This is a genomic window from Streptomyces sp. NPDC126503, assembly GCF_040302405.1.
GTDB lineage: Bacteria > Actinomycetota > Actinomycetes > Streptomycetales > Streptomycetaceae > Streptomyces > Streptomyces gulbargensis.
In genome coordinates this window covers 1-22,966 of the sequence record NZ_JBEORS010000003.1, presented here as the reverse complement: position 1 = coordinate 22,966, position 22,966 = coordinate 1, and the positions used below count along the sequence as shown (strand labels likewise).

Genomic DNA, 22,966 nt, shown 5'->3' with positions numbered 1-22,966 from the left:
GCCCCCCGAGGCAGCCGCCCCCGCGCCGTCCGCACCCCCACCGTGCTCCAGATGGAGGCCGTCGAGTGCGGCGCCGCCGCCCTCGCCATGGTCCTCGGCCACTTCGGCCGCTTCGTCCCCCTGGAGGAACTCCGCATCGCCTGCGGCGTCTCGCGCGACGGCTCCCGGGCCAGCAACCTCCTCAAGGCGGCCCGCGGTTACGGTCTCCAGGCCAAGGGCATGCAGATGGACCTCGCGGCCCTCGCCGGGGTGGCGGCGCCCGCCATCCTCTTCTGGGAGTTCAACCACTACGTCGTCTACGACGGCATGGGCCGGCGCTTCGGCCGCCGCGGCGTCCACGTCAACGACCCCGACCGGGGCCGCAGGTTCGTCACCATGGAGGAGTTCGACTCCGCCTTCACCGGTATCGTCCTCACCTTCGAGCCGGGTCCCGCCTTCCGCCGGGGCGGGCGCAAACCGGGCGTCCTCGCCGCCCTGCCCGCCCGGCTGCGCGGCACCTCCGGCACCATGGCCGCCGCCGTCCTCGCCAGCCTCCTCCTGGTCGTCGTCGGCGCGTGGCTGCCCGCGCTCAGCCGTACGTACATCGACCTCTTCCTCATCGGCAACCAGACCTCCCTCCTCGGGGTGGTCTTCACCGCGATGGCCGCCGCCCTCGTCCTCACCGCCACCCTCACCGCGCTCCAGCAGGCCAACCTGCTGCGCGGGCGCATCATCTCCTCCACCCTCGGCAGCGCCCGCTTCCTGCGGCACCTGCTCAGGCTTCCGCTCGGCTTCTACGCCCAGCGAAGTCCCGCCGACCTCGTCCAGCGGCTCCGCTCCAACGACGCCGTCGCCGAGACGCTCGCCCGCGACCTGGCCGCGGCCGGCGTCGACGCCGCCGTCGTCCTGCTGTACGCGGTGGTCCTGTGGACGTACGACCCCCACCTCACGGTCGTCGGTGTCCTGATCGCCCTCCTGAACGTCGTGGCCCTGCGCGTCGTGCTCCAGCTGCGCGCCACCGGCACGCAGAAGCTCCGCGCCGAGAGCGCCCGGCTGACCAACACCTCCTACAGCGGCCTCCAGCTCATCGAGACGATGAAGGCCACCGGCGGCGAGGACGGCTTCTTCCGCCGCTGGGCCGGTCAGCACGCCACCACCCTCGACGTGCAGCAGCGGCTCGGCGTGCCGGGCGCGTGGCTGGCCGTCGTCGCCCCCACCCTGGCCACCCTCAACAGCGCCCTGATCCTGATGATCGGCGGTCTGCGGGCCGTCGAGGGGCACCTCACGGTCGGTCTCCTGGTCGCCTTCCAGGCCCTGGTCACCAGCTTCACCGCCCCCCTCACCCGCCTCGGCGGGGTGGCCGGGCGCATCCAGGACTTCGCCGCCGACGTCGCCCGGCTCAAGGACGTGGAGGACTTCCCCGCCGACCCCGTGCACACCCGCGACGACCCCGGTGTCCGCCCCCGCCGCCTCACCGGCCATGTCGAACTCGACGGCATCACCTTCGGCCACAGCCCCCTGGACCCCCCGCTCCTGCGGGACTTCTCGCTCTCCGTCGGCCCGGGCCGCCAGGTGGCGCTGGTCGGCGGCTCGGGCAGCGGCAAGTCGACCGTCTCCCGGCTGATGTCCGGCCTCCACACCCCATGGGAGGGCACGATCCGCATCGACGGGACGAGGCTGGAGGACATCCCGCGCGGCACCCTGGCCGCCTCCGTCGCCTTCGTGGACCAGGACGTCTTCCTCTTCGAGGGGACCGTCCGCGACAACGTGACGCTGTGGGACCCGACCGTCCCCGACGAGGCCGTCGTCGCCGCCCTGGAGGACGCGGCCGTCCTCGACGTGGTCGCCCGCCGCCCCGGCGGCATCCACAGCCGCGTCGAGCAGGACGGCCGCAACTTCTCCGGCGGCCAGCGACAGCGCCTGGAGATCGCCCGCGCGCTGGTCCGCCGGCCCAGCGTCATGATCCTGGACGAGGTGACCAGCGCGCTCGACGCCGCCACCGAGCAGATCGTCATCGACAACCTCCGGCGCCGCGGCTGCGCCTGCGTGGTCATCGCCCACCGGCTGAGCACGGTCCGCGACAGCGACGAGATCCTGGTCCTCAACCGGGGCACGGTCGTGGAACGCGGCCGGCACGAACAGCTCGTCGCCGCGGGCGGGGTCTACGCCGACCTGGTCAAGGAGCGCTGAGGTGACGTTCCCGCAGCATCCCGCCGCCATGCCCGCCCAGCCGCCCGCGACCCCTCCCACGGACCCCGCCCGGGACCCGGTCGTCGCGGCCCTGGGCGGCCTGGGCACCCCGCTCGACGGCGCCGGCCTCAACAGCGTCCCCCTCGAAGGCCCCCACGTGCTGTGGCTCGTCGCCGAGGGCGCCATGGACCTGTTCGCCGTCGACGCCGCCCTGGCCGGCCCCTGGCACTTCCTGGGCCGCCTCACCGCAGGCACCCTCCTCCTCGGCCCCGTGCGGGGTCCCGGCCACACCCTGATCGGCAGACCCCTGCAGGGCTGCCTCCTGCGCCGCGTCGAGCTGGGCGAACTGCCCGCGCCCGCCGCCCCGGACCCGTACGGCGGGTACGACGGACAGGGCGCGCACGGCACGTACGGCACGGACCCGCGGTACGGCGGGTACGACGGACAGGCCGCGTACGGCGGGGGGTACGGCACCGGCGGAACCGGTCCGGGGCCGCTCGAACAGGCCTTCGCGCTCGGCGTCGGGCGCGGGCTGCGCGTGCTCTACCAGGCGCCGCTCGGCGGCCGCGCCGGGCTCGACCCGGGTGCGGCGGACGACGACATCCTCTGGATGCCGGTCGCCCCGGGCGCCGTCGCGTACGGAGCGGGAGCGTACGGAGCAGCGGCGTACGGAGCCGGAGCCTACGGATCCGGCGCGGGAGCGCACGGCGGCGGCGCCCACGGTGGCGAGGCGCACGGCGGCCCCGCCCTCCTCGTCGACCCCGTGATGTGGCAGGGCATGGTCGACCTCCAGTACCGCCTGCTCCACGCCCTGGACGGCTGGATCGAGGAGCTCGAACGCGCCCACGCGGACCGCACCGCCGCCGGCATCGAGGCCGGCCGGGCCGCCCGCACGGAGGCGGACCGCACGCTGCTCGCCTCCATCGGCCGCACCGGGGACGGCCCCCGGGCCACGGGGAGCGGGGACGACGCCACCTACGCCGTCTGCCGCGCCGTCGCCCGCGAGGCGCGCGTCACGCTGGCGGAACCCACCGCCGTCGCGGCGGTCGCGGGCCGGCTCGACCCGGTCGAACGCATCGCGCTCGCCTCCCGCGTCCGCACCCGGGCCGTCCGGCTCGACGGTGACTGGTGGCGCGAGAACAGCGGCCCCCTGGTGGGCCGCCGCACGACCGACGCCCGCCCCGTCGCCCTGCTGTGGCGGCGCGGCCGGTACGAGGCGGTCGACCCGGCCACCGGCACGCGCGTCCGGATCGGCCGGGCCGAGGCGGCGGAACTCGACCCGCGTGCCGTCATGTTCTACCGGCCGCTGCCCGACCGGCCGCTCGGCCTGCTCCGGCTCCTCCGGTTCAGCCTCCTCGGCACCCGCGCCGAGCTGCGCGCGCTGCTCCTCGGCGGCCTGGTCTCCGTCGGTGCGGGCGCCCTCGTCCCGCTCGCCACCGGCAAGGTCCTCGGCTCGTACGTACCGGCCGCCGAGGAGGGTCTCATCGTCCAGGCCGGAATGGCGATCATCGCCACCGCCGTGGTCTCCGCCGCCTTCATGCTCCTGCAGAACACCGCCATCCTCCGCATGGAGGGCCGGATCGAGGCCACTTTGCAACCCGCCGTCTGGGACCGGCTCCTGCGCCTGCCGACGACCTTCTTCACCGGCCGCTCCACCGGCGAGCTCGCGGGCGCCGCCATGGGGATCAGCGCCATCCGCCGGGTCCTGTCCGGCACCGGCCCCGTCGTCGTCCAGGCGAGCACCGTCGGCACCATGAGCCTCGTGCTGCTCCTCACTCACAGCGTGCCCCTGGGGCTGGTCGCGATCGGCCTGCTGCTGGCGGTGGCGGCGGTCTTCCTCGGCCTGGGGCTGTGGCAGCTGCGCTTCCAGCGGCAGCTGATCCGCCTCGGCGACCGCCTCGACAACCAGGCGTACCAGACCCTGCGCGGGCTGGCGAAGCTGCGCGTGGCGGCGGCCGAGAGCTTCGCCTACGCCGCCTGGGCGCGGGAGTTCGCCCGTACCCGCGAGCTCCACCGGCGCGTGGGGCGGATCAAGAACGTCCTCGCGGTGCTGAGCGCGGTCTGTCTGCCGCTCTGCACCCTCGTGATGTTCGTGCTCCTCGCCGGCCCCGCGCGCGGCACCCTGACACCCGGTGAGTTCCTGACCTTCGGTACGGCCCTGACGATGCTGCTGTCGTCCGTCACCCAGGTCACGGGCGCGCTGCTCTCGGCGGCCGCCGTGCAGCCGATGTTCGAGCGGGTCCGGCCCATCCTGCGGGCCGTGCCCGAGGCGGCGGGTGCGCTCGCCCCACCGGGCGGCCTCACGGGTGAGATCGAGGTCACGAACCTCTCCTACCGGTACGCGGAGGACGGCCCGCTCGTCCTCGACGACGTCAGCTTCCGGATCGCGCCCGGCGAGTTCGTCGCGATCGTCGGGGCCAGCGGCAGCGGCAAGTCCACCCTGCTCCGGCTGCTCATCGGCTTCGACGAGCCGCTCTCCGGCAGCGTGCTGTACGACGGCCAGGACCTGGCGGCCCTCGACCGCGCGGCCGTGCGCCGGCAGTGCGGGGTCGTGCTGCAGAACGCCCAGCCCTTCGCGGGCTCGATCCTCGACTGCATCCGCGGCGCCGAGGCCCACACCCCGGAGGAGGTCTGGGAGGCGGCCGCGATGGCCGGCCTGGCCGAGGACATCAAGGCCATGCCCATGGGCCTGCACACCATGCTGTCCGACGGCGGCGGCACCGTCTCGGGCGGCCAGCGGCAGCGGCTGATGATCGCCCAGGCGCTCGTCCGCCGCCCACGGGTCCTCTTCCTGGACGAGGCGACCAGCGCCCTGGACAACGAGGCGCAGCGCGTGGTCATCGAGTCGACCAAGGCCCTGAACGCCACCCGGATCGTCGTCGCCCACCGGCTGTCCACCATCATGGACGCGGACCGGGTGATCGCCCTGGCGGACGGGCGCGTGGTCCAGGAGGGCACCCCGGCCGAGCTGCTCGCCGACACCACCGGCCTCTTCCACGAACTGGTCCGCCGCCAGCTGCGCTGAGCCGGCCCACCGCGGCGGGGCGGGGTGTGACGCGGTGCAACCAATGGGGCTCCTGGGGCGTGTTGACCGGTGTCAGTGATCTCCAGCGGAAGGACTCACGTGTTCACCGACCGGCCGGCCCTCTCCCGCCGTACCGCGCTCGCCCTGGGCGCGGGCACGGCCCTCACCACGGCGCTCGCCCTCGGCGGCGGCACCGCCCACGCCGCACCGCGGGACGGCGGCGCCGTCGCCCGGCTGCGGAACCTGGAACAGGAGCACACCGCCCGGCTGGGCGTCTTCGCCCGCAACATGCGCACCGGACGTACGGTCGCCTACCGCGCCGCCGAGCGCTTCCCGATCGCCTCCGTCTTCAAGACCCTCGCCGCCGCGGCCGTCCTGCGCGACCTGGACCGCGACGGGGAGTACCTCGCCCGGCGCGTCCACTACACCCAGGCGTACGTGACGCGGTCCGGGTACTCCCCGGTCACCGGCCGGGCGGAGAACGTCGCCGGCGGCATGACCGTCGCCCAACTCTGCGACGCCACCGTCCGGGAGAGCGACAACACCGCGGGGAACCTGCTGCTGCGGGAGCTGGGCGGGCCCACGGCGATCACCCGCTTCTGCCGCAGCCTCGGGGACCGCGTGACCCGGCTCGACCGCTGGGAGCCCGAGCTCAACTCGGCGGAGCCCGGGCGGGTCACCGACACCACCAGCCCGCACGCCATCGGCCTGACGTACGCCCGCCTCGTCCTCGGCGACGCGCTGGACGCCCCGGACCGGGAGCGGCTCACCGACTGGCTGCTGCGCAACACCACCAACACCGAGCGGTTCCGCCGCGGCCTGCCCGCCGACTGGTCGGTGGCCGACAAGACGGGCAGCCCCCGCTACGGCGGAGCCCACGACGTCGGTGTCGCCTGGGCCCCGGACGGCACCCCCGTCGTGCTCGCCGTCCTGACCCTCCAGCCCGAGGAGAACGCCCCGAACGACAGCGCGCTCGTGGCGTCGACGGCCGCCGTACTCGCCGAGGCCCTCGTCTGAGCCGGAGGCCGTAGGCCGGTCACGGGGACCGTGCGGCGGAAGCGGCAGGCCGGGGGCCGACCGGTACGGCTCCCGGGGCCGACGCCCGGGGGTACGGGTGCCCGCTCCCCGGGTCGGCCCCGGCCGGAGAAACGCCGCGCCCCGCTCCGGGTGAGGGGGCGGGGCGCGCGCTCGGGGCGCGGTCAGGCGCCGGGCGTCATGTCGTACGTGACCCACATCGTGCGCGTGGCCACCTGGTCGTACTTGGCGCGGGCCCGGTGGTTGTCGTCGGCGGTGATCCACCGCACCACGCTCCAGCCGCGCTCGGCGGCGATCCCGCGCAGGGCGGCCAGGAGGAGGTCCGCCGCCCCGGAGCCGCGACGGGCCGGGTCGACGAACAGGTCGTCCAGGAAGCAGCCGGTCGTGGCCGACAGGGGGCGCGCGAAGGGCCGGTAGTGCGCCAGGCCGAGGAGGCGGCCCTCGCCGTCCTCGGCGACGAGGGCAGCGACCTCGTGGCCGGGGTCGTTCACCCAGGACCAGACGAGGCCGGCGGCCTCCTCGGTCTGCTCGACCCCGTAGAAATCGGCGTACCCCTGGTAGAGGGCGCGCCACTGGGGGAAGTCCCCGGCGCGTACCGCGCGGACCGTGATGTCGGTCGACATGGAGCTCACACTCGCTTGTTCCGGTGCCCGCCGAATGGGACACGACGAGCAGAGGAGTCGATCCTCCCAGCAGGGCGCGGGGCACCGGCGCACCGGGGTCGCCCCGTCCCTTCCGCCAGGCCCTCCTCAGCCCGCGGACGCGGCCCGGTGCTCCCGCCAGGCCGCCTCCCACCTGCGCTCCAGAGCCGGGTAGACGATGCCGTACCGGAACGGCGCGATGGCGGCCATGTACAGCCGTCCGGACCGGCCGTTGGGCTTGACGAGCACCGCCATGCGCAGCTCGTGGTCGCCGTCCGCCCCGCGCACCCAGCCGAGGTGCATCACGCTGTGCACGGTCTTGTTGGCCAGCTCGCGGGCCGACTCCGTGGCGAGCTCGTAGACCCCCTTCAGGGGCAGCGCGTCACTGTCCTCGCCCCGCGGGGCGTCCCGCATGTCGGCGGGCAGCCGCTCGCGGAGCGAGGTGACGCGCGCGCCGACGCCGGCGCGCGGATCGTCCCAGCCGAGGAGCGCGCCGAGCTTCCAGCGGAGGGCGAAGAGGAAACGGGCGGGCCCGGGCTGCCGGGCGAGGCCGCCGGAGGCCCGCAACGCCGCGAGCGCGGCGGGGAAGTCACCGGGCCCGGAGCCGGGCATACGGAACGCCCACACGTCCTCCACCGTGAAGTCGGGGGCGATGGCGTGGATGCGCCACGGCTGCTCGGTGTGGGCGGACTTCGGAAGACGAGCCATGGCGCGGCCTCTCGTTCTGTACGGTGCCGTATGAATGTTGTGTACGGTACCGTACACAACGCGGACCCGACATCCCCACGAGCAGGTGAACGCGTGCCCCCCACCCCCCGCACCCCACGGAACCGCTGGATCGAGGCCGGTCTGGAGGCCCTCGCCCGGGGCGGCCCCGAGGCCGTACGCGTGGAGGTTCTGGCCGCCGACCTCGGGGTGACGAAGGGCGGCTTCTACGGCCACTTCGGCGGCCGGGCCGAGCTGCTCGCCGAGCTGCTCGACACCTGGGAGCACCGGTGCACCGGCGACATCCTGGAGCGGGTGGCCGAGGAGGGCGGCGACCCCGCCGAGCGCCTGCGCAGGGCCGGCCGCCTCACCTTCGCCGAGGAGCTGCACCGCGTCGACCTGGCGGTCCGCGAGTGGGCCCGCCACGATCCGGCGGTCGCCGCGCGGCTGCGGCGGGTCGACAACGTGCGGATGGACTTCCTGCGGACGATGTACGGCGGCTTCCTCACCGATCCCGACGAGGTGGAGGCACGCAGCATCCTCACGTTCACGCTCGCGATCGGCCGCCACTTCATCGCCGCCGATCACCCCGGGCGCACCACCCTCGAGGCCGTGGGTCTGGCGGGGGAGTTCCTGCTGCGCCCGCACCGCTGACGGCCGCCCGCGCGGGGCCCGGCGAGGGCGGTCCGGTCGGCGGGCGGGAGTGAGCGGCCCGGTCGCCGGTTCCGGCAGGTCCGGTCACCCGGCCCGGTTTGCGGCGCCCGGCGGCCCGGCCGAGCATGGGCGGGGGTGGGTGTCCACCTCCGTCCCGCGGGTCCGTCCCGCGGGCCGGCCGCGCTCACCGCAGGAGGCGTCACCATGGCCGATTCCGCGACCGGCGACCCGTTCGGCCCCTGGACCGAACGGCTGCTGGGGCTCGCCGACGGCATCTCGCGCGAGGATGCCCGGCAGTTCGTGCACGACCTGTACACCCACGCCCAGTCCGACCTCGACCAGGAGCGCGCGGAAGCCGATTTCGAGCGCGACGAGTAACCGGGGCCCGGCCCCGGGGGCGTCAGGGCACGGCTCCGTCCCCCGGCGCCGGGCCGGGGCGGCGGGCGGCGCCCGTGGCCGCCGCGGCGAGGACGAAGGTGACCGTGATCAGCAGGGCCCAGGCGCCGAACTTGGTGACGGGCACCGGCTCCCAGCCGTCCAGTTGGTGCGGGTAGCTCCACGCCCCCAGGTACGTCGCCGCGTTCTCGGCGATCCACAGGAAGAAGCCGATCAGGACGAAGGAGAGGGCGAGCGGCATCCGGTGGTCCCGCGTCCCGACGCGGAAACGCACCCAGGTTCCCGCCGTCGCCAGCAGGATCAGCGCCGCGAGCGCCCAGCGGGCGTCCGGCAGCCAGTGGTGGCTGAAGAAGTTGACGTACACGGCGCCGGCGAGGACGGCCATGAGGCGCGGACGGTAGCCGGTCAGCCGCAGGTCCATCAGGTGCCAGGCCCGGCACACGTAGCTGCCCACGGCCGCGTACATGAACCCGCCGTACAGCGGGACGCCCCCCACCTTCGTCAGGGCCTCCTCCGGGTAGCTCCAGGACCCCAGCCGCACCTTCACCAGCTCGAACAGCAGGCCGATCGCATGGCAGCCGGCGATCACGGCGAGGTCCCGCCCGCTGTCCCAGCCGAGCCGCCAGGACAGGAGGGTGAGGCCGGCGCCGTAGAGGAGCAGGAGGTCGTAACGGGCCAGGGGCAGCTCCGGCAACAGGCCCGAGAGCGCGATGCCCCCGACGAGCGCGACGGCGAAGGCGCAGCAGCGCGCCTCGAGGACCGCGAAGCGCAGGAGGTGGCGGGTCGCGCGGATGACTGTCTCCATGCGGGGAGGGACGCGGTCGGCTCGCACGCGGTTTCGGGCGACCGCATACCCCTCCCCGTTCCCGTGCGCCTCGTTCCCTGAGCCTTCCTGCGGCCGGGGAAGGGCGCACCGGTACGGAGAACGGCGGCGGCGCGCCGCACCCCGTGAGAGGGTGCGGCGCGCCGCCGCCGTGCGTACGGACGCGGGAGATCAGACCGCCGGAGCGGGGAAGGTCGGGTACTCCACGCCGGAGACGTGCTGGACGACCCGGATGACCTGGCACGAGTAGCCGAACTCGTTGTCGTACCACAGGTACAGGATCGCGTTGTCGCCGTCGACCTTGGTCGCGCCGGCGTCGACGATCGACGCGTGGCGCGAGCCCACGAAGTCCATCGAGACGGCGTCGGGGGCCGTGGTGAAGTCGATCTGGCGCTTGAGCGGCGAGTGCAGCGAGACGTCGCGCAGGTACTCGAGGACCTCCTCGCGGGTGGTCTCGCGGCCCAGGCGCAGGCTCAGGATCGCGATCGACACGTCCGGGACGGGGACGCGGATCGAGCTGCCCGTGATCGGGGCCTTGAGGTCCGGCAGCGCCTTCGCGACGGCCGAGGCGGCACCCGTCTCGGTGATGACCATGTTGAGCGGCGCGGAACGGCCGCGGCGGTCGGCCTTGTGGTAGTTGTCCAGCAGGTTCTGGTCGTTCGTGAACGAGTGGACGGTCTCCACGTGACCGCGCAGGACGCCGTACTCGTCGTCCATCGCCTTGAGCGGCGGCACGATCGCGTTGGTCGTGCAGGACGCGCAGGAGAGGATCTGCTCGTCCGGCTTGATCGTGTCGTGGTTGACGCCGTGCACGATGTTGGGCACGTCGCCCTTGCCGGGCGCGGTCAGGACGACCTTGTCGATGCCGGGGCGCAGGTGCTTGGAGAGGCCCTCGCGGTCGCGCCACTTGCCGGTGTTGTCGATCAGGATGGCGTTCTGGATGCCGTACGCCGTGTAGTCGACCTCGGACGGGTCGTTGGCGTAGATGACCTTGATCGTGTTGCCGTTGGCGACGATGGTGCTGTTCGCCTCGTCGACCGTGATCGTGCCCTGGAACTGGCCGTGGATCGAGTCGCGCCGCAGCAGCGAGGCACGCTTGACGAGGTCCTGCTCGCCGCCTCCGCGCACGACGATGGCGCGCAGCCGCAGGCCGTGGCCGGAACCGGCCTTCTCGATGAGCAGGCGGGCGACGAGTCGGCCGATGCGGCCGAAGCCGTACAGGACGACGTCGCGGCCCTCGCAGCGCTCGATCTTGTTCTCACCGGTCGCGCCGGCGACGGCCTCGGCGGTGAACTCCGCCACCGACAGACCGCGGTCGTCGGTCTTGTACGTCGCGGCGAGCATGCCGATGTCGATCTGGGAAGGGCCGAGGTCGAGAGTGGTGAGCGCCTCGAGGAACGGCAGGGTCTCGGTGACCGAGAGCTCCTCGCCGGCTATCTGGCGAGCGAAGCGGTGGGTCTTGAGAATGCTGACCACCGACTTGTTCACCAGGGAGCGGCTGTGGACCAGGACGGTCACGTCCCGCTCCCGGTGCAGCTTCCCGATGATCGGGATCATCGACTCCGCGATCTCCTCGCGGTTCTTCCAGCTGGTGAACGAGTCATCATTGACAGTCACAAGTTTATCTTTCGAGCTAGGCGGCGCTCATATGGTAACCCCCGCCCGTCCCGCTCGATCAAGGGGTCCCGAACCCACGTGCGGAGGATCACTCCCGGGGGTGTGTTCCGGCCGGAATGGCCGCAACGCGACCTGTTGCCGGGCCGGCCGGCCCACCACTCTGAGGAGGCGCAGCCGACCGAAGGGAACCCGCCGTGACCCCGCCCGACCGCCCGATCGTGCTCGACCCGACCGGAACCGACCCCGACGCCGAGCACACCCTGCTCCGCGAGCGCGGCCCCGCGACCCCGGTCGACGTCCTCGGCGTACGGGCCTGGTCCGTCTCCGACCCCGCCCTCCTCAAGCGGCTGCTCACCAGCCCCGACGTCTCCAAGGACGGGCGGCGCCACTGGGCCGACTTCGACCGGGTCGTGCCGGGCTGGCCGCTCGCCCTCTGGGTCGACGCCCGCAACATGTTCACCGCCTACGGCACCGACCACGCCCGGCTGCGCCGGATCGTCGGCCCCGCCTTCGGTGCCCGCCGCGTCGCCGCCCTCCGCCCGGGCGTCGAGACCGTCGTCGCCGACCTCCTCGACGGCCTCGCCGCGGAACCGCCCGGGACCGTCGTCGACCTGCGCGAACGACTCGCCCACCCGCTGCCCATCACCGTCATCGGCCAGCTCCTCGGCCTGCCCGCCTCCCGGAACGCCGGCTTCCGAGCCGTCGTCGACGGCATCTTCGACACCCGCCTCAGCGCCGACGAGGCCGCCGCCAACACCGCGCGCCTCTACGTCCTCCTCAACGAGTTCATCGCGGAGAAACGGATCCGCCCCGGCGACGACATGACCTCCTTCCTCATCGCCACCCGCGACGAGGAGGGCGACGGATCCGCCCTCACCGAGGACGAACTCCGCGACACGCTGCTGCTCATGATCGCCGCCGGGTACGAGACCACCGTCAACGTCATCGACCAGGCCGTGACCGCCCTCCTCACCCACCCCGAACAGCTAGGCCACGTCCGCGCGGGCCGCGCCGGCTGGCAGGACGTGGTGGAGGAGACCCTGCGGCACGAACCGGCCGTCCGGCACCTGCCGCTGCGCTACGCGGTCACCGACGTGCCGCTCCCCGACGGCCGGGTCATCGCCAAGGGCGAGGCCATCCTCGCCTCGTACGCCGCGGCCAACCGGCACCCCGACTGGCACGGCCCCACCGCCGACGCCTTCGACGTCACCCGCGCCGGGAAGGACCACCTCGCCTTCGGCCACGGCGTCCACTTCTGCCTCGGCGCCCCGCTCGCCCGCCTGGAGGTGACCACCGTGCTCCGCGAACTGTTCGAGCGCTTCCCGGGCATCCGCCTCGCCGTCCCCGCGGCCGAACTCCGCCGCACCCCCTCCCTCATCAGCAACGGCCACCAGTCACTGCCGGTGTTCCTGACCTGAACCCGGGGACACGGCGGGAGCGGACCGCGAAGCGGCGGTACGGGCCGGGTGAGGAGCGGGCGGTACGGGTCAGGCGAAGGCGCCGGCCCGGAAGGCGTCCCGGAGGCGCGACAGCGGACCCGGGTCACGGGTGACGTACAGCCGGTTCGTCAGCAGCACCGCCCAGCGCCCGCGCGCGGGCGAGACCCACAGGGCGGTGCCGGTGAAACCGAAGTGCGCCCACACGTCGTCCGCCGCCTCCGTGCCCGGGGCCGGATGCCAGAACAGACCGCGCGGCGGCAGCAGTTCACCCGTCCGCACCCGCAGCGAGGCCGCCGTCCACCCGGCGGAGAAGGTCCCCGGACGCGGGTCGAGCAGATGCCGCAGGAAGAGGCCGACGTCCCCCGTGGTGGTGAAGACGCCCGCGATCCCGCAGGCACCGCCCAGCAGCCGCGCCGAGAAGTCGTGGACGGTGCCCCTGAGAGGGGCGCCGGTCTCCTCGTCGTACTCCGTCGGCGCGCACCGCTCCACCGTCTCCGGCGGCAGCGGACCGTACCGGGTCTCCGTCATGCCCAGGGGGTCCCACACCCGCTCCCGGGCGAGCCGGGGGAGCGGCCGGCCGGTGAGGTGCTCGGCGAGGTAGCCGAGGATCAGCGCCGCCCGGTCGGTGTACGCGACGGCCGCGCCGGGCCGGTGCCGCAGGGGCTCGGCCAGCACCCCGTCCCGGACGGCCCCCGGGTCGGAGCCGTACAGATGCCGCAGGTTGGCCCGCAGCGGCAGCCCGGCGGTGTGGGTGAGGAGATGGAGCGCGGAGACCTCCGCCACGGGACGTCCGGCCGCCTCGGGCCAGTAGCTGCCGAGCGGCGCGGCGAGATCCAGCGCGCCCGCGTCGACCAGCGTCCCGACGACCGCCCACACCGCCAGGATCTTGGTGAGGCTGGCCACGTCGAACACGGTGTCCCGGCGGGCCGGTACGTCCGGGCGCGCCGGGTCCAGGAATCCGACGGCCCCCTCCGACAGGAGGGCCCGGGCGTCGCCCACCGCCCAGGCCGCGGCGGGATACACCCCGGCGCGCACGCCCTCGTCGAGGAGGCGCTCGAAGGGGTCACGGGGACGCGGGCTGCGCGGGACCATGGCGGGCCTCCGGCGGGTGCGGCGGGACGGGGGTGATCGGCGTGACCGCCCCCCCGGGGCACCGCACGCCGCTCCCCAGTGATGCCCGCGCCGGACGGGAAGACACCCTTCCGCAGGCGGGCGCCCGCCCGGCCCGTCAGGTGCCGGCGGCCCTGGGGTCCGCCGGGCGGCGGGTCACTTGCAGACGACCTCGTCGCGGGGCGTGTAGTGCGTCTTGAAGTTCTCGCGCTTCACCTCGGCCCCGCCGTCCTTGAACACCCGGTCGACCGAGATGTCGAAGCCCTCCAGGGGCGGCTGCGGCACGCACTCCTCGCCGGTGCCCTCGCGCTTGGCGGGCTCGGTGAGGTTGGTGCGCGGCCCGGCGACGGCCTCCACCGAGTCGTACTTCTTCGTGCCGAGGAAGCTGACGGTGAGGGAGGAGTCGGTGGAACTCGCCTTGATGTAGAGCGGCTTGCCCGAGTCGTTGCGGAACTTCAGGTCCAGGGAACCCCAGGCGACGGTCGCCTCCCGGCCGGCCGGGTACCGCTCGATGTAGAAGGAGTGGGCGCCGTACTCGACCGGCTTCACCCCGGCGAAGAACATCGCGTTGAACACGGTCGTCGCCACCGCGGAAACACCCCCGCCGGGCGCCTGCCGGTACTGGCCGTCCAGGATCATGGTGCCGTCCACGAACCCGTTCTCCTCGGTGCGCTCGCCGACGGTCCGGTTGAAGCTCCAGACCTCGCCGGGGTGCACCAGCGACCCGTTGATCAGCTCGACGGCCCGGCCGATGTTCTTCGTGCGGTACGGGGCGCTCGGGAAGTTCACGGTGAAGGTCGACATCTCCTCGGTGATGCCGAGCCGCGCCAGGGACGCCGCCGTCAGCTCCGGCTGCGTGACCTTCGTCGCGACGCGGCCGGTACGGGCCGCCTCGCCGGTCTTCGCGAGCAGCGGGCGGACGGCGTCGCCGAGGGCCTTCGCCGTGACCTCGCGGCCCGGGCGGCCCTCCTTCTCGACGACGACCTTGCCGTCCCGGACGCCGAGCACCGACTCCACCGGGGCGCCGGTCATCGCGGCGAGCGGCCGGGCCACGTCCGGATCCCGCAGCAGGCCCTCGGCGTCGAGCGTGCCGGCCAGCCGGCCGTCCTCGGAGGTCACCGAGAGGTGGTCGCCGAGCGTCTCGGCGGAGATCCGCAGCCGCTCCCCGTCGACCAGGAGCGTCACCGGGCCGGAGACGGCGGGCTTGGCGTACGAGCCGAGGAAGTGGGCGATCTCGGTGGCCGGCAGCTTCGGCTCGGTCGTCGTCACGGGCAGGGCCACCGCCGAGGCGCCCGGGGCCGCCGGGTAGGCGGCGCGCAGGGTGCCGACGGCGCGGTCGGTCTCCAGCTTCTGTCCGGTCACGGGCCGGGTCGAGACGGCCCTGCCGTCGCGGAAGGCGACGGAGCCCTCGCGGACCTTCCGGTCGTTGTGCTTCGCCAGCTCGGCCAGGACGGTGCGCGTGCGCGCGGTGTCGTGGACGAGGACCGGCTGGATCTCGCGCTCGTCGGGGGAGAAGAGGCGCCGGATCACGGTCACCGGGTCGCGGGAGGGATCCGCGGCGCGCTCGGCGGTCCTGTCCGTGTCCATCCGCAGTCCCGCGGCGGCCGGATTCACCGTGGTGGTCCGGGCGCCGATCGCGACGGGGATCGGCGCGGTCCAGGAAGCGGGTGCCTCGGCGGAGAGCCGGGCGCTGGCCTCGGCGCGGCTCATGCCGCCTATCGGGATGCCGGCGACCCGGGTGCCGGCGGATATCTCGTCCCCGGTGGTCACGACACCCGCCACGTACAGGCCGCCCGCCGCGACGGCGACGACCCCCGTCGCGACCATCACCGCCCGCAGGCGCGGACGGCGCCCCTCGCGGGGCAGGGGGGCACGGTCGGTCCTGGGGCGGGGCACACGCTCTCCCGGGGCGTCGGGGACAAGGGGATCCTCACGACCGTACGCCGAAAGTGTGTTTAATGCACATAAGGCCCGTTTGACCTGCGGTGATACGGAAAGTGGCGCCGGGTCACGGTGCGTGCGCGCCCGGCCGCCCGAGCCACCGGCCGAGCGGCCGGCGGCTTCGCGCGGCGCGCCGGCCGCCGCCTAAGCTGGGACGATGCCCGTCCCTTCCCGCCCGAGCGGCGGACCGCAGTCCGTCGAACGCGCCCTCGCCGTGCTCGACGCCGTCGCCGAGGCGGGGCGGCCCGTCGGGGCGAAGGCGCTGGCCCGCAGGCTCGGCTGCGCCCTGTCGACCGTCTACCACGTCACCGGACCGCTGCTCGCCCGCGGCTATCTCGTCAGGACCGCCGACGGTTTCGCGCCCGGCCCCCGTGTCCCGGCGCTGCACCGTGCCCACCAGCACCACCACGGCCTGGCGGCCGGGACCGGCGAGCTCCTCGGGCGGATCCGCCGGGCCACCGGCGCGGAGGCGTACCACACGGCCTACCGCGACGGCCTCATCACCGTCGTCGACACCACCGCCCCCGTCACCGACACCGCCCACCCCTTCACCCCAGGCCCCGAACCCCGGGCCCACGCCACCGCCCACGGCAAGGCGCTCCTGGCCGCGCTGCCCCGCCCGCTGCGCCGCCGGTACCTCGCCGCGCACGGCATGGCCCGCTTCACCGAGCGGACGATCACCAGCGCCGAACGCTTCGAGGCCGAGGCCCGCCGGGTGCGCGAACAGGGCTTCGCGGTCTCCGTGGGCGAGGCCGACCCGGCGTACACCTGTCTCGCGGTGGCCCTCCCGGACCGGGGCGACGGCATCGTGCACGCCCTCTCCGTCTCCCTCCCCACCGCCGACTTCGCCCGCCGCCACGGCGACATCAGGACCGCCCTGGCCCGCGCCGTCCCCGCGTTTCCGGCCCTGCCGGAATCCTGAGCGGTACGGCCCGGGGCCCGCGGCCGGTCCGGCGCACAGTGGGTACATGATCTTCATCGCCGTACGTTTCACCGTCCGCCCCGACCGTGCCGACGACTGGCTCGACGTGGTCGCCGACTTCACCCGGGCCACCCGCGCGGAGCCCGGCAACCTCTTCTACGACTGGTCCCGGAGCGTCGACGACCCGTGCGTCTACACGCTCCTGGAGGGCTTCGCCGACGCCGAGGCCGGCGCCGCGCACGTCGCCGCCCCCCACTTCGCGGCCGGCATGGCCGCGATGGCCCCCGCCATCGCCACCACCCCCGAGATCATCCACGTCGACACCCCGCAGCAGGGCTGGGCGGCCATGGCGGAGCTCACCCCCGTCGACCCCGCCTGACCGACCCCGGAACGCCCCGTCCCGCCTGATAGGTTTCGCCGCACACGCAGGCGGGGCGGCGGCCCGAGGGGAGAGGCGGCAGATGGCGGTGAGCGGGCGGCGGACCGGCAGGCCCACCCTGGAGGAGGTCGCGGCCCTGGCCGGGGTCGGCCGTGGCACGGTCTCCCGGGTCATCAACGGCTCGCCCAAGGTCAGCGAACAGGCCAGGACGGCCGTCGAACGGGCCGTCGCGCAGCTCGGCTACGTCCCCAACCGCGCCGCCCGCGCCCTCGCCGGCAGCCGCACCGACGCCGTCGCCCTGGTGGTCCCCGAAACCGAGGCCCGGCTGTTCGCCGAACCGTACTTCCTCGACATCATCCGCGGCGTCAGCGCCGAACTGGCCGCAGCCGACAAGCAGTTGCTCCTCACCCTGATCCGCAGCGAGCAGGAGCGCCAGCGCTTCGAGCAGTACCTCGCCGCCCAGCGCGTCGACGGCGTCCTCCTCGTCTCCGTGCACGCCGACGACCCGCTGCCCGACCAGGTCAGGGCCCTCGGCCTGCCCGCCGTCCTCAACGGCCGCCGCACCGAGGACGAGCGCGTCGCCTTCGTCGACTCCGACAACACCGGTGCCGGGCGCGCCGCCGTCGCCCACCTCGCCGCGCGCGGCCGCCGGACCGTCGCCACGATCACCGGACCGCTCGACATGTACGGCGCCCGCTGTCGTCTCGACGGCTACCGGGAGGGCCTCGCCGAGGCCGGTCTCGAACCCGACGACGGACTCGTCGCCACCGGCGACTTCACCGAGGAGGGCGGCCGCCGCGCCATGCGGGAACTCCTGGCGCGGCGCCCCGGCCTCGACGCGGTCTTCGCCGCCTCCGACGTCATGGCCGCCGGCGCGCGGGCCGTCCTGCGCGAGGCGGGCCGCCGGGTCCCCGACGACGTGGCCCTCGTCGGCGTCGACGACTCCGCCGTGGCCCGGCTCATGGACCCCCCGCTCACCAGCGTCCGCCAGCCCATCGAGGAGATGGGCCGCACCATGGCCCGCCTCCTCCTCCAGGAGATCGCCGACCCCGGCGGCCCCGACGACCAGCCCCGCCGCATGCTCCCCACCGACCTCGTGGTCCGCGCGTCCTCCTGAGGCGGTCCCCGCCCGGCGCGCCTCCCGGCGAGCCGGGCACGGCGCCCTCCTCCCGCCGCCCCGGCGTGTCGTTCGGGTGTCTCCAGCGGGCGCGGGCGGCGCGTCCGGTGTCGAATCGGGGCATGGCTTCCTACGACAGGCCCCGCGCCGGCGGCTCCCCGAGGCCGCTGGAGACCGGTGCCACCTGGTGGTACGCCGCCGTGGCCGGCGAGGCCCCCGGTTCGTTCAGCACCCGCGTCCGCACCCGGACCCGGCGTGCCTGCCTCGGGGCCGTCCTGCTCCTCACCGTCGTGTACGCGGGCCTGGTGCTCACGGCCACCGGCCGCCGCTGGGGCGACGCCGCCGTGACCGGCCGCCGCGCCGACATACCCGTCGCCACCTTCCTCCGCGAGCACCCCTCGCTCGCCGGGTTCACCACCGCCTCGCTCGTCACCGGCGCGGTTCTCCTCCTCGCCGTCGGCCTCCTGCGCAAGCGGTACGTCCTCACCGGCCTCGCCGGGGGCGCCCTCGTCACCGCCCTGGCCGTGGCCGGCCTGCTCCAGCGGTACGCGCCGCGCCCCCGTCCCGGTGACGGCGCCGGCGCCCTCGTGCCGAGCGGCTTCCCCAGCGCGCAGACCACGCTCGCCCTGGGCATCGCCTTCGGGCTCGTCCTCGTCGTCCCGCACCGCCTCCGCGCCCCCGTGACCGGCGCCGCCACCCTCTGGGCCGCCGCCGTCGGCGCGTACAGCCTCGCCGCCGGGCAGCACCGGCCCGGGGACGTCATCGCCGCCGCCCTGCTCACCCTCGCCGTCCTCTGCGGCCTGGTCGCCCTCCTGGCCCGCCGCAACAGGGTCCGTCCCGCGCGCCGCGCCGGCACCTCCCTGCGCGGCCTCGCCGTCACCGTGCCCCTCGCGCTCGCCGCGGCGGCCGGACTGGGCGCCGGGATCATGCTGCTCGGTGACACCCTCGGCCTGCCCGCCACGGCCCCGTACGACCCGGCCGAGCTGCGCCTGGCCCACCGCTGCGGCCAGGCCCTCGCCGCCGGGGTCACCCTCGCCGCGGGACTGCTCCCGCTCGTCCTCCTCCGCCACGTCGACGTGGACGGCGGCCCCGTGCCGTACCGTCTCGGCGGCCCCTTCGTGGAGGCCGCCGGCGTGCCCGACGAAGAGGAGCTCGTGGGCCCCTTTACCGAGGACCGCGATCACGAGATATCTTGATGTCGAGCAATCTCGCATACGCAGACGTGGAGCGGAGCACCTGGTGACTGACTCGACCATCATCTACACCCACACTGACGAGGCGCCTGCCCTGGCGACGTACTCGTTCCTGCCCGTGATCCAGGCGTATGCCTCGACGGCCGGCGTCACGGTCGAGACCCGGGACATCTCCCTCGCGGGCCGCATCATCGCCCTCTTCCCGGAGTACCTGGAGGAGGGGCAGCGCATCGGCGACGCCCTCGGCGAGCTCGGCGAGCTGGCCAAGCGTCCCGAGGCCAACATCATCAAGCTGCCCAACATCTCCGCGTCGATCCCGCAGCTCAAGGCGGCGATCGCCGAGCTCCAGGCGCAGGGCTACGCCCTCCCGGACTACCCGGACGACCCGCAGACGGACCAGGACAAGGACGTCCGCGCCCGCTACGACAAGGTCAAGGGCTCGGCCGTCAACCCGGTCCTGCGCGAGGGCAACTCCGACCGCCGCGCCCCCGGCTCGGTCAAGAACTACGCCAAGACCCACCCGCACCGCATGGGCGCCTGGTCCTCCGAGTCCAGGACCAACGTGGCCACCATGGGCCAGAACGACTTCCGGTCCACCGAGAAGTCCACGGTCATGGCCGAGGACGGCACCCTGCGCATCGAGCACGTCGCCGCCGACGGCACGACCACCGTGCTCCGCGAGTCCGTCCCGGTCCTCGCCGGCGAGGTCGTCGACGCCTCCGTCATGCGCGCCGCCGCCCTGCGCACCTTCCTCTCCGAGCAGGTCGCCCGCGCCAAGGCCGAGGGCGTCCTCTTCTCCGTGCACCTCAAGGCCACGATGATGAAGGTCTCCGACCCGATCGTCTTCGGCCACGTCGTGCGCGCCTTCTTCCCGAAGACGTTCGCCAAGTACGGCGAGGTCCTCGCCGGCGCCGGCCTGTCCCCGAACGACGGCCTCGGCGCCGTCCTCAAGGGCCTGGAGTCCCTCCCGCACGGCCTCGGCGAGGAGATCAAGGCCTCCTTCGACGCCGAGCTCGCCGAGGGCCCGGCCCTCGCGATGGTCGACTCCGACAAGGGCATCACCAACCTGCACGTGCCGTCCGACGTCATCGTCGACGCCTCGATGCCGGCCATGATCCGCACCTCCGGCCACATGTGGGGCCCGGACGGCCAGGAGGCCGACACCCTCGCCGTCCTCCCGGACAGCTCCTACTCCGGTGTCTACCAGGCCGTCATCGACGACTGCCGCGCCCACGGCGCCTTCGACCCGTCGACCATGGGCTCCGTCCCCAACGTCGGCCTCATGGCGCAGAAGGCCGAGGAGTACGGCTCCCACGACAAGACCTTCGAGATCGCCGCGGCCGGCACCGTCCGCCTCGTCGACGCCGCGGGCAACGTGGTCCTGGAGCAGGAGGTCGCCGAGGGCGACATCTTCCGCGCCTGCCAGACCAAGGACCTGCCCATCCAGGACTGGGTCAAGCTCGCCGTCACCCGCGCCCGCGCCACCGGCGCCCCGGCCGTCTTCTGGCTGGACGAGACCCGCGCCCACGACGCGCAGCTGATCGCCAAGGTCAACGAGTACCTGGCGCAGCACGACACCGAGGGCCTGGAGATCAAGATCCTGCCCCCGGTCGAGGCCACCACGTTCTCCCTGGAGCGCCTCCGCCGCGGCGAGGACACCATCTCGGTGACCGGCAACGTCCTCCGCGACTACCTGACGGACCTCTTCCCGATCCTGGAGCTGGGCACCAGCGCCAAGATGCTCTCCGTCGTCCCGCTGATGGCGGGCGGCGGCCTCTTCGAGACGGGCGCCGGCGGCTCCGCCCCGAAGCACGTCCAGCAGCTCGTCAAGGAGAACTACCTCCGCTGGGACTCCCTCGGCGAGTTCTTCGCCCTGGCCGCGTCCTTCGAGCACCTGGCCACCACCACGGGCAACGCCCGCGCCCAGGTCCTCGCCGACACCCTGGACCGCGCCACCGGCACCTTCCTCAACGAGGACAAGTCGCCGACCCGCCGCCTCGGCGGCATCGACAACCGCGGCAGCCACTTCTACCTGGCCCTGTACTGGGCCCAGGAGCTGGCCCGGCAGACCGAGGACGCGGAGCTGGCCAAGGCCTTCGCCCCGCTCGCCGAGACCCTCACCGCCAACGAGGGCAAGATCGTCGAGGAGCTGGTCGCCGTCCAGGGCTCCCCGGCCGACATCGGCGGCTACTACCAGCCCGACCCGGCCAAGGCCGCGGCCGTGATGCGCCCGTCCGCCACCTTCAACGAGGCCATCGCGTCCCTCGCCTGACCGGACCGGCGACGCCGGGCCGCGCGGTCGCCCGCGCGGCCCGGCGCACGGCGCGACGACGGCCCCGGCCGGACATCCCGTCCGGCCGGGGCCGTCCCGTCGGTGGCGCATCCGGGTGACCGGTGTGAGTCTGGATGGATGAGCTTCGCATCATGGACGACCACCGGTGTCTACACCGGGCGTGGTGGCGTGCTGACCGTCGAGGCCGGTGTCATCACGGGCGATCTGACCGTGCACACGACCTGGGCCGAGGGCGAGGCACGCGTGGCCGTGCAGTACAGCGGCGCCTCCGACTGGTTCACCATGTCGGGAAGTCCCGTTCCCTGCTCCTCGGAGCCCGACAGCCGCGACCTCCACGACGCCGTCGTGGAGGCCGTACGGGAGGGCCACGGGGCGACCGTCCCGACCCTGCCCGCATAACCGTTATCGCTCCCACGCCCACGGCTCTCCCAACGACGGGGGACACGAACCGGGGACGAGGGAGCACGACCCATGCACACAGACGAGCACCGCACCACCGCCCTGGTGGAGGCGGCACGCGCGGGCGATCCGTACGCCAGGGAGGAGCTGGTACGGGCCTACCTGCCGCTCGTCCACAACATCGTCGGCCGCGCCCTCGACGGGCACGCCGACACCGACGACATCGTCCAGGAGACGATGGTCAGCGCCCTGGACGGCCTGCCGGGCCTCCGCGACCCCGCGCGGTTCCGTTCCTGGCTCGTCGCCATCGCCATGAACGGGGTACGGCGCCGGTGGCGCGAACGGCAGCGCGCCCCGCTGACCGGGCTCGACCGGGCCGCCGAACTCGCCGACCCCGCCGGTGACTTCACCGCGCTCACCATCCTCCGGCTCGGCCTCTCCGGACAGCGCCGGGACGTGGCCCGCGCCACCCGGTGGCTCGACGGGGACGACCGCGAACTGCTCAGCCTGTGGTGGCTGGAAGCGGCCGGTGAGCTGACCCGCGCCGAGGTCGCCGAAGGGCTCGGCGGCATCTCGCCGCAGCACGCCGCCGTCCGCATCCAGCGCATGAAGGAACGCCTGGAGACCGGCCGTGCCGTCGTCCGCGCCCTCGACGCCACCCCGGCCTGTCCCGGCCTGGGCGACACCCTCGCCACCTGGGACGGCCGCCCCTCGCCCCTCTGGCGCAAACGCGTGGCCCGCCACCTGCGCGACTGCGCCGCCTGTACGCGGGCGGTGACCGGCCGCGGTGCCCTCGCCCCGGTCGAGGGCCTCCTGGTCGGCCTCGGCCTCGTCCCGCCCCTCGCGGCCACACTCGCAGGTCCCGTGTCCGACGGCACTCTGACGGCCGAAACCGTCGCCCAGCCCGTGCCGGCCGGGGAGGCGACCCCCTGGGCCGGCGGCGCGGAGGCCGGGAGCCACGCCGGGCCGACGGGCGGAGGCCCGGGGTTCGCGGAGCCCTTGGTCCCCGCCGGGCCCGGACTTCCGGGCGACGCGGGGTCCGGGCCGCACGCGCCGGGCGCCGGCCACGGGACCACCGGAGGCACCGCGCGGGAACACGGGGGCGGCG

The 22,966-nt window shown here is 74.3% G+C and carries 19 protein-coding genes; 13 read left to right on the top strand and 6 right to left on the bottom strand.

Annotated elements, in window-relative coordinates; genetic code table 11:
- Positions 1-51 precede the first annotated feature (51 nt).
- From ABTY40_RS05280 to bla, 3 genes are all read left to right on the top strand, one after another.
- Entirely contained in the window at positions 52-2,169 is a 2,118-nt protein-coding gene (locus ABTY40_RS05280) for an NHLP family bacteriocin export ABC transporter peptidase/permease/ATPase subunit (protein ID WP_352058544.1), read from the top strand.
- Between the two features lie 28 nt (positions 2,170-2,197).
- Complete coding sequence (locus ABTY40_RS05275; protein ID WP_352058543.1) at positions 2,198-5,194, top strand: NHLP bacteriocin export ABC transporter permease/ATPase subunit; 2,997 nt, start codon at positions 2,198-2,200, stop codon at positions 5,192-5,194.
- 99 nt (positions 5,195-5,293) lie between these two features.
- Positions 5,294-6,211: a class A beta-lactamase gene (gene bla / locus ABTY40_RS05270; protein ID WP_352058255.1), complete on the top strand. Its 918-nt coding sequence runs from the start codon at positions 5,294-5,296 to the stop codon at positions 6,209-6,211.
- A 182-nt stretch (positions 6,212-6,393) separates the two neighbouring features.
- On the opposite strand, the gene ABTY40_RS05265 is transcribed toward bla, so the two are convergent.
- Together ABTY40_RS05265 and ABTY40_RS05260 are read right to left on the bottom strand one after the other, a co-directional pair.
- Positions 6,394-6,852 carry a GNAT family N-acetyltransferase gene (locus ABTY40_RS05265; RefSeq protein ID WP_352058254.1) on the bottom strand — a complete coding sequence of 153 codons (459 nt, stop codon included), beginning with the start codon at positions 6,850-6,852 and terminating at the stop codon, positions 6,394-6,396.
- Positions 6,853-6,978: 126 nt separating this feature from the next.
- Positions 6,979-7,578, bottom strand: a complete 600-nt coding sequence (locus tag ABTY40_RS05260) for a DUF2867 domain-containing protein (protein WP_352058253.1) — start codon at positions 7,576-7,578, stop codon at positions 6,979-6,981.
- Positions 7,579-7,671: 93 nt separating this feature from the next.
- On the opposite strand from ABTY40_RS05260, the gene ABTY40_RS05255 reads away from it, so the two are divergent.
- Positions 7,672-8,229: a TetR/AcrR family transcriptional regulator gene (locus ABTY40_RS05255; protein ID WP_352058252.1), complete on the top strand. Its 558-nt coding sequence runs from the start codon at positions 7,672-7,674 to the stop codon at positions 8,227-8,229.
- A 204-nt stretch (positions 8,230-8,433) separates the two neighbouring features.
- A complete protein-coding gene (locus tag ABTY40_RS05250) occupies positions 8,434-8,607 on the top strand; it encodes a hypothetical protein (protein WP_309052614.1) in 174 nt (57 codons plus the stop codon).
- Positions 8,608-8,629: 22 nt separating this feature from the next.
- On the opposite strand, the gene ABTY40_RS05245 is transcribed toward ABTY40_RS05250, so the two are convergent.
- On the bottom strand, positions 8,630-9,430 hold the full coding sequence (locus ABTY40_RS05245; protein ID WP_352058251.1) for a DUF817 domain-containing protein: 801 nt from the start codon (positions 9,428-9,430) through the stop codon (positions 8,630-8,632).
- A 189-nt stretch (positions 9,431-9,619) separates the two neighbouring features.
- Entirely contained in the window at positions 9,620-11,065 is a 1,446-nt protein-coding gene (locus ABTY40_RS05240) for a glyceraldehyde-3-phosphate dehydrogenase (protein ID WP_352058250.1), read from the bottom strand.
- Positions 11,066-11,259: 194 nt separating this feature from the next.
- Here ABTY40_RS05240 and ABTY40_RS05235 point away from each other — a divergent pair, with 194 nt between their 5' ends.
- Positions 11,260-12,483 (top strand): cytochrome P450 family protein, encoded by a 1,224-nt coding sequence (locus tag ABTY40_RS05235; RefSeq protein WP_352058249.1) that lies wholly within the window; start codon positions 11,260-11,262, stop codon positions 12,481-12,483.
- A gap of 69 nt (positions 12,484-12,552) precedes the next feature.
- Here ABTY40_RS05235 and ABTY40_RS05230 read toward each other — a convergent pair whose 3' ends face one another.
- Positions 12,553-13,596 (bottom strand): serine hydrolase domain-containing protein, encoded by a 1,044-nt coding sequence (locus ABTY40_RS05230; RefSeq protein WP_352058248.1) that lies wholly within the window; start codon positions 13,594-13,596, stop codon positions 12,553-12,555.
- Positions 13,597-13,770: 174 nt separating this feature from the next.
- A complete protein-coding gene (locus tag ABTY40_RS05225) occupies positions 13,771-15,441 on the bottom strand; it encodes a VanW family protein (protein WP_352058542.1) in 1,671 nt (556 codons plus the stop codon).
- Between the two features lie 271 nt (positions 15,442-15,712).
- On the opposite strand from ABTY40_RS05225, the gene ABTY40_RS05220 reads away from it, so the two are divergent.
- From ABTY40_RS05220 to ABTY40_RS05190, 7 genes are all read left to right on the top strand, one after another.
- The gene (locus ABTY40_RS05220) at positions 15,713-16,477 is read left to right on the top strand and encodes an IclR family transcriptional regulator (RefSeq protein ID WP_352058247.1); all 765 of its coding nucleotides are present in this window, start codon (positions 15,713-15,715) and stop codon (positions 16,475-16,477) included.
- A gap of 46 nt (positions 16,478-16,523) precedes the next feature.
- On the top strand, positions 16,524-16,856 hold the full coding sequence (locus ABTY40_RS05215; RefSeq protein WP_352058246.1) for a putative quinol monooxygenase: 333 nt from the start codon (positions 16,524-16,526) through the stop codon (positions 16,854-16,856).
- An 82-nt stretch (positions 16,857-16,938) separates the two neighbouring features.
- A complete protein-coding gene (locus ABTY40_RS05210; protein WP_352058245.1) occupies positions 16,939-17,973 on the top strand; it encodes a LacI family DNA-binding transcriptional regulator in 1,035 nt (344 codons plus the stop codon).
- A gap of 122 nt (positions 17,974-18,095) precedes the next feature.
- The gene (locus ABTY40_RS05205) at positions 18,096-19,169 is read left to right on the top strand and encodes a phosphatase PAP2 family protein (RefSeq protein WP_352058244.1); all 1,074 of its coding nucleotides are present in this window, start codon (positions 18,096-18,098) and stop codon (positions 19,167-19,169) included.
- Between the two features lie 43 nt (positions 19,170-19,212).
- On the top strand, positions 19,213-21,438 hold the full coding sequence (locus ABTY40_RS05200; protein WP_352058243.1) for an NADP-dependent isocitrate dehydrogenase: 2,226 nt from the start codon (positions 19,213-19,215) through the stop codon (positions 21,436-21,438).
- Positions 21,439-21,576: 138 nt separating this feature from the next.
- On the top strand, positions 21,577-21,858 hold the full coding sequence (locus ABTY40_RS05195) for a hypothetical protein (RefSeq protein ID WP_345288102.1): 282 nt from the start codon (positions 21,577-21,579) through the stop codon (positions 21,856-21,858).
- Positions 21,859-21,930: 72 nt separating this feature from the next.
- Positions 21,931-22,966: RNA polymerase sigma factor (locus ABTY40_RS05190; RefSeq protein ID WP_352058242.1), on the top strand; the 1,036-nt coding region annotated here is incomplete at its 3' end.

Excerpts from the sequence above, each read along its gene's own strand:
- ABTY40_RS05280 (WP_352058544.1), top strand. The coding sequence starts at position 52 with ATGGAGGCCGTCGAGTGCGGCGCCGCCGCCCTCGCCATGGTCCTCGGC.
- ABTY40_RS05275 (WP_352058543.1), top strand. The coding sequence starts at position 2,198 with ATGCCCGCCCAGCCGCCCGCGACCCCTCCCACGGACCCCGCCCGGGAC.
- ABTY40_RS05265 (WP_352058254.1), bottom strand. The coding sequence starts at position 6,852 with ATGTCGACCGACATCACGGTCCGCGCGGTACGCGCCGGGGACTTCCCC.
- ABTY40_RS05260 (WP_352058253.1), bottom strand. The coding sequence starts at position 7,578 with ATGGCTCGTCTTCCGAAGTCCGCCCACACCGAGCAGCCGTGGCGCATC.
- ABTY40_RS05250 (WP_309052614.1), top strand. The coding sequence starts at position 8,434 with ATGGCCGATTCCGCGACCGGCGACCCGTTCGGCCCCTGGACCGAACGG.
- ABTY40_RS05245 (WP_352058251.1), bottom strand. The coding sequence starts at position 9,430 with ATGGAGACAGTCATCCGCGCGACCCGCCACCTCCTGCGCTTCGCGGTC.
- ABTY40_RS05230 (WP_352058248.1), bottom strand. The coding sequence starts at position 13,596 with ATGGTCCCGCGCAGCCCGCGTCCCCGTGACCCCTTCGAGCGCCTCCTC.
- ABTY40_RS05225 (WP_352058542.1), bottom strand. The coding sequence starts at position 15,441 with ATGGTCGCGACGGGGGTCGTCGCCGTCGCGGCGGGCGGCCTGTACGTG.
- ABTY40_RS05220 (WP_352058247.1), top strand. The coding sequence starts at position 15,713 with ATGCCCGTCCCTTCCCGCCCGAGCGGCGGACCGCAGTCCGTCGAACGC.
- ABTY40_RS05215 (WP_352058246.1), top strand. The coding sequence starts at position 16,524 with ATGATCTTCATCGCCGTACGTTTCACCGTCCGCCCCGACCGTGCCGAC.
- ABTY40_RS05210 (WP_352058245.1), top strand. The coding sequence starts at position 16,939 with ATGGCGGTGAGCGGGCGGCGGACCGGCAGGCCCACCCTGGAGGAGGTC.
- ABTY40_RS05205 (WP_352058244.1), top strand. The coding sequence starts at position 18,096 with ATGGCTTCCTACGACAGGCCCCGCGCCGGCGGCTCCCCGAGGCCGCTG.
- ABTY40_RS05195 (WP_345288102.1), top strand. The coding sequence starts at position 21,577 with ATGAGCTTCGCATCATGGACGACCACCGGTGTCTACACCGGGCGTGGT.